Origin of the sequence: Pseudomonas sp. NPDC077451, from assembly GCF_044543345.1 — a bacterium.
Taxonomy (GTDB): domain Bacteria; phylum Pseudomonadota; class Gammaproteobacteria; order Pseudomonadales; family Pseudomonadaceae; genus Stutzerimonas.
Map to the genome: position 1 here is coordinate 526,425 of NZ_JBITVX010000001.1, position 12,487 is coordinate 538,911.

The following is a 12,487-nucleotide window of genomic DNA, read 5'->3' on the forward strand; positions in this document are numbered from 1 at the left end:
TTGCGATGAAACGTGTAGGTCTGATCGGTTGGCGCGGTATGGTTGGTTCCGTGCTCATGCAGCGGATGCTGGAGGAGCGGGATTTCGACCTGATCGAGCCGGTGTTCTTTACCACCTCCAACGTCGGCGGTCAGGGTCCTTCGATCGGCAAGGAAATAGCGCCGCTGAAGGATGCCTACAGCATCGACGAGCTGAAAACTCTCGATGTAATTCTCACTTGCCAAGGTGGTGACTACACCAGTGAAGTCTTCCCGAAGCTGCGTGAGGCGGGCTGGAAGGGTTACTGGATCGATGCGGCTTCCACGCTGCGCATGCACGACGACGCGGTTATCGTGTTGGACCCGGTGAACCGCAAGGTCATCGACCATCAGCTGGATGCTGGCACACTCAACTATATCGGTGGCAATTGCACCGTCAGCTTGATGCTGATGGGGCTTGGTGGTCTGTTCGAGCATGGGCTGGTCGATTGGATGAGTGCGATGACTTATCAGGCTGCGTCTGGTGCCGGTGCGCAGAACATGCGCGAGCTGATCAAACAGATGGGTAGCATCAATGCTTCGGTCGCTGACGAGCTTGCCGACCCGGCTAGCGCCATTCTGGACATCGATCGAAAAGTTGCCGAATGCCAGCGCTCGGAGGCGTTCCCGGTCGATAACTTCGGCGTTCCACTGGCCGGTAGCTTGATCCCTTACATCGACAAGGAACTACCGAACGGGCAGAGCCGCGAAGAATGGAAGGCCCAGGCGGAAACCAACAAGATCCTGGGTCGATTCAAAAGCCCGATTCCGGTGGATGGTATTTGTGTTCGTGTCGGCGCCATGCGTTGCCACAGCCAAGCGTTGACCATCAAGCTGAACAAGGACGTGCCTATCTCCGATATCGAAGGCATGATTAGCCAGCACAACCCTTGGGTAAAGCTTGTTCCGAACCATCGTGACACAAGCATGCAGGAGCTGAGTCCGACTTCGGTGACTGGAACATTGAGTGTCCCGGTCGGCCGCCTGCGCAAGCTGAACATGGGTTCGCATTATCTCGGTGCATTTACCGTAGGCGATCAGCTGCTGTGGGGGGCGGCCGAGCCGTTACGCCGCATGTTGCGCATTCTCCTAGAGCGCTAATCCTAGACAAAAGCGATACCAGAAGCGCCTCGGCAACCCCCGCGGCGCTTTTTTTGTGCCGAACCCCACCGAGACTCATGCGGGCTGGCATGGCCGAGGTGGCGTTTCTCTGGTATTTCGTCGGGTTAAGTCTCGAATGTTCAGTGTCAAGAATACTTTCCGCTACAGTGATGCGCTTTAGGTGGTTTGAAAAGTCGGCACTCGGCGAGCGCGGGTCGCCAGCAGTTGCGACTTGCTTGAAGCTCGCGGAGCTAATTTGTGGATTGGGTCTGATAACGTGCGAAAAGGCGTAGTGGGCAACGCTGCCTGGTCTGGTGAGTTGTTGATAAAACACTATCTGTAAAAGATACTTGCTGGAAGTTCGAAGAATTATTCTAGCTAACAACGCTGTTTAGGCTTATCGCTGACGGGGACCGCCACCTGGCGGGCGCAGGCAGTGACTATAAGACCCTCTCGAAGATCCGAGAAAAGTTAAAAAACAAGGATTTACACAATGGTTCGGGTTCGCAATCTGGTGCTGGCAATCGCGGCTGCTACCGCGCTGACTTCCGAAATGGCTTATGCGCTGGGTTTGGGCGAGGTCACGCTGAAGTCCTCGCTGAATCAACCGCTGGTGGCTGAAATCGAACTGCTGGACGCGAAAACGTTAGCGCCCGGTGAAGTTGTGCCGGTTCTGGCGTCCGCTGAAGACTTCAATCGGGCAGGTGTCGATCGCCAATACTTCCTGACGGACCTGACTTTTACCCCGATTTTGCGCCCAGACGGCAAAAGCGTCATTCGGGTGTCTTCGACCAAACCGGTTCGCGAACCCTATCTAAATTTCCTGATCGAAGTGCTCTGGCCAAGCGGGCGGCTCCTGCGTGAGTACACGTTGCTTCTGGACCCACCACTTTACTCGCCGGAGATTGCCGCTTCGGTCGCGCCGCAACTGCCTGTTGCTGCTCCGATTTCCCGGCCTGCGGCAGCCCCGCAAGTCGCGACACGACCTGCTTCCTCGTCCGCCTCCAGCGCTGCGTCGTCAAGCGACCAGTACAAGGTCACGCCTAACGACACGCTGTGGGAGATTGCTGAGCGTGCACGCCAGGGCGGCACGGTCCATCAAACAATGTTGGCCATTCAGGATCTTAATCCCAACGCCTTTATTGGCAATAACATCAACCGCATGAAGAATGGTCAGGTGCTCCGTCTTCCTAACGCCGAGCAAATTGGCAGTCGTTCGCAAGCCGAGGCGATTCAGCAGGTCGCGCAGCAGAACGCGAGCTGGCGCCAGGCTTCAGGCTCGGCAGCACCTGCTGCTCGTCAGCTCGACGCCACTCAGCGTGGCTCGGCAGGTGCTGCGCCGTCGCGCAGCGACCAGGGTGACAATCTCCGGCTAGTTGCCCCAGAACCTGGCAAGTCAACCATTGGAAGTGATGAAGGGGCTGGTGGTGATGCGGCCGCATTGCGCGACAAGCTAGCTGTTAGCGAAGAGAGCCTCGATTCCAGCCGTCGCGAAAATCTCGACCTAAAGGATCGTCTCAACGACCTGCAGGGGCAGCTGGACAAGCTGCAGCGTCTGATGCAACTGAAAGACGACCAGTTAGCAAAATTGCAGGCTCAGCTCGCGGCTGGGACGGAAGCAGGGGCAGGTGTCGCTGCGCCCCTGACCCCTTCGGTCGACGAGGCAGGCACCAGCGCTGAGCTTGCGCCCGACGCGACTGAAGCGGATCCTCAACTTGGCGCTGGGGCCGATGCTGGCCCGGACGCAGCGTCGCAGGCTCCTCAGGGCGAAGCCATAGAGCCTTCTAAGCCGGCCGAGCAGGCGCCTGTTTCGCCGGCCGCGCCGGTTGTCGCTCCGCAAGATCCAGAGACCGATGGCTACATCGACGAGTTGTTGGCCAGTCCCGTTCTGCTCGGCGTTCTGGGCGGCAGCGCGTTGCTGCTGTTGCTGGTCGGATTAATGGTGCTGTCACGTCGTAACGCGATGAAAGAGGCCGAACTGCAGGAAAGCCTTCTTGCCGACAATTCGACTGATAATTTTTATGTCGCTCAGGGGGAGCTGGAGTCGTCTGAGAGCGATTCGGCCGATCTAGGCGCCGCGCACGATGCTGAACAGGTATCAGCAGATTCGCTTGCTGGCGCGGGTAATGATCCCTTGGCCGAGGCGGATATCTATATTGCTTACGGTCGTTTTAATCAGGCTGCCGAACTGCTACAGAACGCGTTGAACGACGAGCCGCAGCGTAGCGACCTGCGGCTGAAGCTCATGGAGGTCTATGCCGAACTGGGCGATCGAGATGGATTCGCGCGGCAAGAGGCTGAGCTTCGCGAAATAGGTGGTTCGTTTGCGGAGATCGAGCAGACAAAGGCGCGTTATCCGGCGATGGCGGCGGCCGGTTTTGGTGCTGCGGCTGCCTCTGCCGCTACAAGCGATGATTTTGACACCTTCAGTCTGGATGACCTCGAGCTGGAAGAGCCAGCCCCTGTGACGGAGCAAAAGGCGGACGATGACTTCGATCTGAACCTCGATGATCTCGAGCTGGACGAGGACCTGGCGGTTGCACCCGTAGCGCCAGCTAGCGAAGCCACCGCGGAGCTGGATGAAGTCAACTTTGAAGAGTTCAGTCTCGATGCGGCAGGCCAGGAGCAAGCTGCCGAGGATTTTTCTTTCGATCTGGACGAGCCAGCGACAGCCGGCAATGAATCCATGGATGATGAACTGGCCGGCTACTCTCTTGACCTTGACGAGCAATTGACCAGTCCCGCTCGCGGCGACGATCTGATGCTGGGTCTAGAGGATGACACGAAGGCAGCATCACCCGAGCCGGTGGAAGAGTTTGACTTTGGGCTTGCTGATCCTCTGCAGCCTGCTGGTATGCCTGACGAATTTGATCTTTCATTGGATGACGAGCCTGTTGCAGAGTCGGCGCCGGAAGCGTTCTCTTCAGAGGTGGGAGTGGTCGAAGCCGAGCTTGAGGATCTTTCACGGGATTTCAATGAGACGCTTGATCCATCGCCAGTAGTGACGGAAAGCGCAGTTGAACCGAGCGCGTCTTCGGCTGAGGCGCTGGATGATGATTTCGACTTCTTTGCCGATACCGACGAAACCACCACCAAGCTGGACCTTGCGCGGGCCTACATCGATATGGGCGATGCCGAGGGCGCTCGCGATATTCTTGACGAGGTCATGAGCGAGGGAAGTGACAACCAGCAGCAAGAAGCGCGAGAGATGCTCGCTAAACTAGCCTGACTATGATCGAAGCAGTACACCAAGCGGCAGCCTCATCGGCTGCCGCTGACGTTTTCAGAATTGCCCTCGGGGTTGAATATAAAGGCGCCCGGTATCGTGGCTTCCAAAGGCAGCGTGACGGCGTACCCTCCATTCAGCTGTCTTTAGAAGACGCCTTGAGCAAGGTCGCCGGAGGGCATCCGGTCACGTTGAGTTGTGCTGGACGTACCGATGCGCTCGTTCATGCGTGTGCCCAGGTCGTGCATTTCGATACGCCGGTAAAACGATCCATGCACGCCTGGGTGATGGGTGCGAATCAAAACCTGCCCAACGATATCAGCGTCACCTGGGCCAAGGAAATGCCGAGCAGCTTCGATGCACGGTTCAGTGCCATGGCCCGCCGTTACCGTTACGTGATTTACAACGATCATATCCGGCCTGCTCACCTAGCAGAGGAGGTGACCTGGAATCACCGTCCCCTGGATGTCGCACTAATGCGTGAAGCGGCGAAAACCTTCATCGGAACTCATGACTTCAGCGCATTTCGGGCGCGCCAATGTCAGGCAAAGTCGCCCATCAAGACGATTCATCATTTTGAATTGCTCCAGCATGGCAGGCTTATTGTGCTCGACGTACGTGCCAACGCTTTTCTGCATCATATGGTCCGGAACTTCGCTGGCGTTCTCATGACAATCGGCGCCGGCGAGCAACCAGTGACATGGGCGCGGGACGTATTGGAGTCGCGCGTAAGGCGAACTGGTGGGGTGACGGCTCATCCCTTCGGGCTGTATCTCGTCCAGGTGGACTATCCCGATCAGTTCCAATTACCTGAACGCTATTTGGGGCCGCACTTCCTGTCCGGTCTGCCGGATGTACGGGCACTCCCGCGCTGAGGTAAAAAGTCCAAACTGAAACTGGCGCGGTGCAGGTGTTGATCCGGCTGAACGATGCAGGTTGCAGCCTTTGGTGCTTTTGTTACCATCCGGGGTCTTCTTTTGCAGGTGTCCGCCGTTGCCTATCGTTCGTAGCAAGATATGTGGAATAACCCGCGTCGAGGATGCGCTTGTCGCAGCTGATGCCGGGGCGGACGCAATCGGCCTTGTGTTCTATGCCAAGAGCCCTCGGGCCGTCAGCATTCAGCAGGCGCAGAGAATCGTTGCCGCACTGCCGCCGTTCGTCACCACTGTAGGCTTGTTCGTTAACGCGTCGCGTTGCGAGATCAACGAAACGTTAGAAGCGGTGCCGCTGGACATGCTGCAGTTTCACGGTGACGAAGCACCTGCCGACTGCGAAGGGTTCTTTCGGCCTTGGTACAAGGCACTCCGAGTCCAGGCAGGCGAGGATGTTCGACGACAGGCTGCGCGCTATGCTGGAGCCAGTGCCATTCTGCTCGACACCTTCGTTGCAGGCGTTCCAGGCGGGACTGGAGAAGTTTTCGACTGGTCACTGATTCCGGCTGATCTGCCCAAGCCCTTGATACTCGCTGGAGGGCTCACGTGCCAAAACGTCCAGCAAGCTGTGGCCGGAGTGCGGCCATTCGCCGTCGATGTCAGCGGTGGAGTGGAACTCAGCAAAGGCATTAAAGATCCCGATTGTGTGAGGGAATTCGTTCGGTTGATAAGGGCGTCGATGTGACGAACCTAAGGCGTTTGCCGTCCAGTTACAGTTCGCTGTGCTGGCGAGCCGCCATTCATGCATCGCCGTTGATGCGCGATGACTCGAGTCTCAGCGACAGCGCCTTACGGCCTATCGCTTACGCGACGCAGTGAGCTCCGATTGGAGACCGGTCGCAACGATGAATTTGCCGGTGCGTGCAGACGTTACGCGCGGGACTGACAAGCTGTGGAGAATAAAAGCATGAGCAACTGGCTGGTAGACAAGCTGATCCCCTCGATCATGCGCTCGGAAACGCAGAAAAGCTCAGTGCCCGAAGGGCTGTGGCACAAATGCCCGTCGTGTGAGGCAGTCCTCTATCGGCCGGAACTTGAAAAAACTCTGGACGTTTGCCCAAAGTGTCAGCATCACATGCGGATTGACGCTCGCACCCGTCTGGACATCTTCCTTGATAAGGAAGGGCGTGAGGAAATAGCTGCAGACCTCGAGCCTGTTGACCGATTGAAATTCCGGGACAGCAAAAAGTATAAGGATCGCCTCTCCGCTGCGCAGAAACAAACCGGGGAAAAGGATGCTCTGATTGCGATGCGTGGAACCTTGATGCATATGCCAGTAGTAGCCTGTGCATTCGAGTTTTCCTTCATGGGCGGCTCCATGGGAGCAATAGTTGGGGAGCGTTTTGTGCGTGCTGCGAACGCGGCGCTTGAGCAACGCTGCCCTCTGGTCTGCTTCGCAGCATCCGGTGGTGCTCGTATGCAAGAGGCGCTGATCTCGTTGATGCAGATGGCCAAGACCTCCGCTGTCTTGGCTCGTATGCGCGAAGAGGGACTGCCATTTATCTCCGTCCTCACCGACCCGGTTTATGGTGGCGTATCCGCGAGCCTGGCCATGCTGGGAGATGTCATTGTCGCGGAGCCCAAAGCGCTCATCGGTTTTGCTGGCCCGCGTGTGATTGAGCAGACTGTGCGCGAAAAGCTACCGGAAGGGTTCCAGCGCAGTGAGTTCTTGCTTGATCACGGCGCTATTGACCTGATCGTTCCTCGTTCCGAATTGCGCGCTCGTCTGTCGCGTCTTCTGGCTCAGCTGCAGCAAATGCCTACTCCAGGTGAGCCCGCTCTGGTCACGGCTGACGCATGACCCAGCGGAGCCTGGAGGACTGGCTCGGATACCTTGAACAGCTGCATCCCGTTGCCATTGATATGGGCCTTGAACGATGCCAAGAGGTGGCCGCGAGGCTAGGGCTAACGCGTCCAGCTCGCCAGGTCGTCACCGTTACCGGTACCAATGGCAAGGGATCCACCTGCGCCTTCATTGCTCGAATGTTGGCGGGGCAGGGCAAGACGGTGGGTGTCTACAGCTCGCCGCATCTGTTGCGCTACAACGAGCGGGTTCGTTTCAACCAAGTCGATGCGACAGACGAGGCATTGTGCGAAGCGTTCGAGGTGGTAGAGCAAGCGCGTGGCTCTGTTTCTCTCACTTATTTTGAAATGGGCACGCTGGCTGCTTTCTGGCTTTTCGAGCGTGAGGCGCTTGATGCTGTGGTATTGGAGGTCGGGCTTGGTGGGCGGCTCGACGCGGTAAATATCGTGGATGCCGACGTGGCTGTGGTAACCAATATCGGCTTGGATCATGCCGAATGGCTTGGAACGACCCGCGAAAGCGTGGCGTTTGAAAAGGCCGGGATATTTCGTGCTACAAAGCCCGCGGTATGTGGTGACGCCGATCCTCCAGAATCGATGCTGGAAAGTGCGGCTCGGTCCGCTGTGCCGCTTATGGTCCGTGGGCGCGATTTCGACATGCGTAGGGAAGCAACCTGCTGGCATTGGCGTGGCAGAGACGCCCAAGGCGCCGTCCGAGAGCTGTTAGATCTGCCGATGCTCACCCTGCCGCTGGATAATGCTGCGCTCGCGCTACAGGCGTTTGCATTGCTCGAGCCGTCTTGGCGGCCTGAGCAACTTGTCGAGGCGCTACAAAGCACCCGAGTTACCGGACGCCTGGACCGCCGCACCGTCTACTGCCGCGGCGTTGAGCTTTCGGTAATGCTAGACGTTGGGCATAACCCGCACGCAGCTGCCTATCTGGCTGAGCAGCTCCTTCGGGAGTCGAAGTCCGGCCGCCGCCTCGCGGTTTTTGGTCTTTTGGCTGACAAGGATCTGGTGGGCGTCATTGACGCGCTGACGACTGTTTTTGATGCTTGGGCAGTCGCACCATTGCCCACCCATCGCTCGCGCTCTGCGGACGGGTTGCGTTCGGCATTGATGGAGCGCGGCGAGGCAGTCACTATCTACACTGGCATATCCGAGGCGCTCCAACGGCAATGTGATGAGGCGCGCGAGGGCGATGAGATAGTGGTGTTTGGGTCTTTTTATTGCGTGGCTGAGGCGCTGGCCTGGCTTGATCGTCACGCATCGAGTGGAGGGCATGCTCTTGGTGGATAGAGGATTGTTGCAGCGTATCGTCGGCGCGTTGGTGCTTGTTGCGCTGGCAGTGATATTCGTGCCGATGCTTTTCAATCGCGATGATGCCGGCCAGCAGGTTGCCGTCGATGCGCCCGTAATGCCAGAAGCACCGGTTACACCGGTAATCGAGACACAGCCTGTAGAGGTACCTGAGCCAGAGGTCGATCCGTTCCCAGAAAATTACGAAATTATCGAAGAAGGGCCTGTAGCTGAATCCAATAGTCCAGCGGACCCCATCAATCCTGCTCCTGTGGGTTCACAGCCTGTCCCGGTCACTCCCGAGTCGGCAATCGCTCCGCCGCCATCGGTCAAGCCGACAGCGGATGATGAGCAGCGGTTGGACGCGGCCAATCTACCGGTCAGTTGGTCCGTTCAGCTGGCCAGTCTTTCCAGTCGTGAAAACGCCGACAAGCTCGAGAAAACACTACGATCTCAAGGCTACAACGCCTACATACGTACTGCTGACGGAATGAACCGGGTGTTCGTGGGGCCTTTGGTGGAGCGGGCGGAAGCCAATCGTCTGCGGGACCAATTGCAGCGACAGCAGAAGCTCGACGGGTTCGTTGTACGTTTCAAGCCAGAGCAAGGCTGACATATAACGGCGTTCCAGTTCGTTTAAGCGGCAGCTGGGTGGGCACCTACGCGGTGCTTACTCCCTGGCTTGCGCTCTGGTAAAATGCGCCGCCTTTCTCCTTTGCAGGAAACCCTGTGGCATTCACCTGGGTCGATTGGGCGTTCATCGCCGTTGTGGTCATTTCCAGCCTGATCAGTTTGAAACGCGGTTTCGTCAAGGAAGCGCTTTCCCTGCTCACCTGGATCATTGCCGGCGTCATCGCCTGGATGTTCGGTGGTGCGCTTTCGCACCATCTCGCGGGCTTCATCAGCACACCTTCCTTTCAAGTCATCGCAGCGTGCGTAATTCTGTTCGTAGTGACGTTACTAGTTGGCGCGCTGGTTAATTTTCTCGTCGGAGAGTTGGTGCGCGTCACCGGCCTTTCCGGTACGGATCGCTTCCTTGGAATGGTATTCGGGGCAGCTCGAGGGGGCTTGCTGGTGGTGGTGTTGGTTGGTCTTCTCAGCCTCGCCCCTGTTCAGCAAGATCCCTGGTGGCGAGAGTCAACATTGCTGCCGCATTTTCTGTTGGTTGCCGACTGGTCGAAGAACCTAATCCTTGGGTTTGGGAGTCAGTGGGTGGCCGGCTCGCTCGATGCTTCAAGCTAAGACGAGCAATCTTTAGAAGGACTCTGCACGGCTAAGACCTGTGTGACGTCCGGATCAGCCTGTAACAACTGAGAGGTTCCTTGCATGTGTGGCATTGTCGGCATTGTCGGTAAGTCGAACGTCAATCAGGCGTTGTATGACGCGCTTACCGTTCTGCAACATCGTGGGCAGGACGCAGCCGGAATCGTGACCAGCGACAGCGGCAAGCTGTTTCTGCGCAAGGACAACGGGCTGGTTCGGGACGTGTTTCAGCAGCGTCACATGCAGCGACTGGTGGGCAACATGGGTATCGGTCACGTGCGTTACCCCACCGCGGGCAGCTCTAGCTCCGCGGAAGCACAGCCGTTTTATGTGAACTCGCCTTATGGCATCACACTGGCGCATAACGGCAACTTGACCAACGTCGACCAGTTGACCAAGGAGATTTACGAGTCCGACCTGCGCCATGTAAACACCAATTCCGACTCGGAAGTGCTGCTCAACGTCTTCGCCCATGAGCTGGCAGTGCGGGGCAAGCTGCAGCCAACCGAGGAGGATGTGTTTGCTGCCGTGGCCAAGGTGCATGAGCGTTGTGTAGGTGGTTATGCAGTGGTGGCCATGGTGACCGGCTATGGCATCGTTGGCTTCCGCGATCCGCATGCAATCCGTCCGATCGTGTTCGGGCAGCGGCACACCGATCAGGGTGTGGAGTACATGATTGCCTCCGAAAGCGTTGCGCTGGACGTGCTGGGCTTCTCGCTGATCCGCGATCTGGCACCGGGCGAGGCCGTATACATCACAGCAGATGGCAAGCTGCACACCCGTCAGTGCGCGCCGAATCCGCGCTACGCGCCTTGTATCTTCGAGCATGTCTATCTTGCGCGTTCAGACTCGCTGATGGATGGCGTTTCCGTGTACAAAGCGCGCTTGCGCATGGGCGAGAAGCTGGCCGACAAGATCCTCCGGGAGCGGCCCGAGCACGATATTGACGTCGTCATTCCAATTCCCGACACCAGCCGTACGGCTGCATTGGAACTTGCCAACCGACTGGGCGTGAAGTTCCGCGAAGGCTTCGTCAAGAATCGTTACATCGGCCGGACCTTCATCATGCCCGGCCAGGCCGCACGCAAGAAATCGGTACGGCAGAAGCTCAACGCCATCGACCTTGAGTTCCGCGGTAAGAACGTCATGCTCGTGGATGACTCCATTGTCCGGGGTACGACCTGCAAGCAGATCATCCAGATGGCCCGGGAAGCCGGGGCGAAAAACGTCTATTTCTGTTCTGCAGCGCCCGCCGTTCGCTACCCGAACGTTTATGGAATCGACATGCCCAGTGCACACGAACTCATCGCGCACAATCGCAGCACCGAGGAGGTCGCAGAGCTGATAGGCGCCGACTGGCTGATCTACCAGGATCTGCCGGACCTGATCGATGCAGTTGGTGGCGGTAAGGTAAAGATAGAGAACTTCGATTGCGCAGTGTTTGACGGTAAGTATGTAACTGGCGACATCGATGATGTCTATTTGCATAAGATCGAACAGGCCCGCAATGACCTCAGCAAGAGCAAGGGTGTCGCTGGCAGCGCGATAATCGACCTCTATAACAACTGATCGTCAACCTGGCGGCCATGCCGCCTCGGTTCAAGGTGGAAAACGACTATGACAACCGACTGGGACGCAGGCCGGCTGGACAGTGATTTGTCTGGTGCGAGCATGGATACGCTGGCTGTTCGAGCGGGCCAGCGCCGCTCGCCTGAGGGTGAACATGGCGAAGCGCTGTTCTTCACCTCCAGCTATGTGTTCCGAAGTGCCGCTGACGCTGCCTCACGTTTTTCCGGTGAGGTGTCGGGTAATGTCTATTCACGCTATACCAATCCCACCGTGCGAGCGTTCGAAGAGCGTATCGCTGCTATGGAGGGCGCCGAGCAAGCGGTAGCGACCGCCTCTGGGATGTCGGCGATTCTGGCCATGGTGATGAGCTTGTGTTCTGCTGGCGATCATGTGCTCGTGTCGCGCAGCGTTTTCGGTGCTACGGTTTCGTTGTTCGAAAAATATCTCAAGCGCTTCGGGCTCGAGGTCGACTACGTACCGCTTACCGAGCTTGCAGCCTGGGCGCCGGCATTCAAGCCCAACACCAAGTTGGTCTTCGTCGAGTCGCCATCCAACCCGCTGGCTGAGCTGGTCGACATCGCTGAACTGGCGGCGTTGTGTCACAGCAATGGTGCGATGCTCGCCGTGGATAATTGTTTCTGTACGCCAGTTCTCCAGCAGCCTTTGGCACTGGGTGCTGACATCGTCATTCATTCCGCCACGAAGTACATAGATGGTCAGGGCCGTTGTCTGGGCGGTGTGGTTGCCGGTCGTGCGGAGCAGATGAAGGAAGTCGTGGGCTTTTTGCGCACCGCAGGACCAACGCTCAGCCCGTTCAACGCCTGGATATTTCTCAAGGGCCTGGAAACGCTGCGCCTGCGTATGCAGGCCCATTGCGCCAGTGCTCGTACGTTAGCCGAGTGGCTGGAGCAACAGCCGGGGATTGAGAAAGTCTACTACGCAGGCTTGCCCAGCCACCCTCAACACGAATTGGCCAAGCGTCAACAGAAAGACTTTGGCGCGGTGCTGAGCTTTGAGGTAGCGGGGGGCAAGGAGGGTGCCTGGCGTTTCATCGATGCCACCCGCTTGATTTCCATCACGGCGAACCTGGGCGATAGCAAGACCACCATCACCCATCCTGGCTCGACCACCCACGGGCGACTTTCTGCCGACGACCGTGCCAAAGCAGGCATTCGCGATAGCTTGATAAGGGTGGCAGTGGGGCTCGAGGACGTGGTTGATCTACAAGCTGATCTCGCCCGAGGGTTGGCGGCGCTCTAAAACAATACGCTCGAGCA

At 57.8% G+C, this 12,487-nt stretch carries 10 protein-coding genes and 1 pseudogene; all 11 read left to right on the forward strand.

Annotated features, from left to right (window positions below; all coding sequences use genetic code 11):
* Positions 1-5 precede the first annotated feature (5 nt).
* Positions 6-1,118, forward strand: coding sequence for an aspartate-semialdehyde dehydrogenase (gene asd / locus ACIGHL_RS02530; protein ID WP_128119211.1), 1,113 nt, complete (start codon positions 6-8; stop codon positions 1,116-1,118).
* Positions 1,119-1,311: 193 nt separating this feature from the next.
* A pseudogene (locus ACIGHL_RS02535) lies at positions 1,312-1,461 on the forward strand (hypothetical protein); the annotation flags it as partial.
* Positions 1,462-1,611: 150 nt separating this feature from the next.
* Positions 1,612-4,347 (forward strand): motility hub landmark protein FimV, encoded by a 2,736-nt coding sequence (locus tag ACIGHL_RS02540; protein ID WP_128119212.1) that lies wholly within the window; start codon positions 1,612-1,614, stop codon positions 4,345-4,347.
* 2 nt (positions 4,348-4,349) lie between these two features.
* Positions 4,350-5,219, forward strand: coding sequence for a tRNA pseudouridine(38-40) synthase TruA (gene truA, locus ACIGHL_RS02545; RefSeq protein ID WP_128119213.1), 870 nt, complete (start codon positions 4,350-4,352; stop codon positions 5,217-5,219).
* A 118-nt stretch (positions 5,220-5,337) separates the two neighbouring features.
* Positions 5,338-5,961, forward strand: a complete 624-nt coding sequence (locus ACIGHL_RS02550) for a phosphoribosylanthranilate isomerase (RefSeq protein WP_128119214.1) — start codon at positions 5,338-5,340, stop codon at positions 5,959-5,961.
* A gap of 222 nt (positions 5,962-6,183) precedes the next feature.
* The gene (gene accD, locus ACIGHL_RS02555; RefSeq protein WP_045426099.1) at positions 6,184-7,077 is read left to right on the forward strand and encodes an acetyl-CoA carboxylase, carboxyltransferase subunit beta; all 894 of its coding nucleotides are present in this window, start codon (positions 6,184-6,186) and stop codon (positions 7,075-7,077) included.
* Positions 7,074-8,378, forward strand: coding sequence for a bifunctional tetrahydrofolate synthase/dihydrofolate synthase (gene folC, locus ACIGHL_RS02560; RefSeq protein WP_128119215.1), 1,305 nt, complete (start codon positions 7,074-7,076; stop codon positions 8,376-8,378). Before accD ends, folC begins: the two co-directional genes overlap by 4 nt.
* Positions 8,362-8,991, forward strand: a complete 630-nt coding sequence (locus ACIGHL_RS02565) for an SPOR domain-containing protein (RefSeq protein ID WP_181689947.1) — start codon at positions 8,362-8,364, stop codon at positions 8,989-8,991. The genes folC and ACIGHL_RS02565 overlap by 17 nt, the downstream gene beginning before the upstream one ends.
* A 116-nt stretch (positions 8,992-9,107) precedes the next feature.
* On the forward strand, positions 9,108-9,620 hold the full coding sequence (locus ACIGHL_RS02570; protein ID WP_128119216.1) for a CvpA family protein: 513 nt from the start codon (positions 9,108-9,110) through the stop codon (positions 9,618-9,620).
* 84 nt (positions 9,621-9,704) lie between these two features.
* Positions 9,705-11,210 (forward strand): amidophosphoribosyltransferase, encoded by a 1,506-nt coding sequence (purF, locus tag ACIGHL_RS02575; RefSeq protein WP_045426111.1) that lies wholly within the window; start codon positions 9,705-9,707, stop codon positions 11,208-11,210.
* A 48-nt stretch (positions 11,211-11,258) separates the two neighbouring features.
* Complete coding sequence (locus ACIGHL_RS02580; RefSeq protein WP_128119217.1) at positions 11,259-12,470, forward strand: O-succinylhomoserine sulfhydrylase; 1,212 nt, start codon at positions 11,259-11,261, stop codon at positions 12,468-12,470.
* Positions 12,471-12,487: the final 17 nt, after the last annotated feature.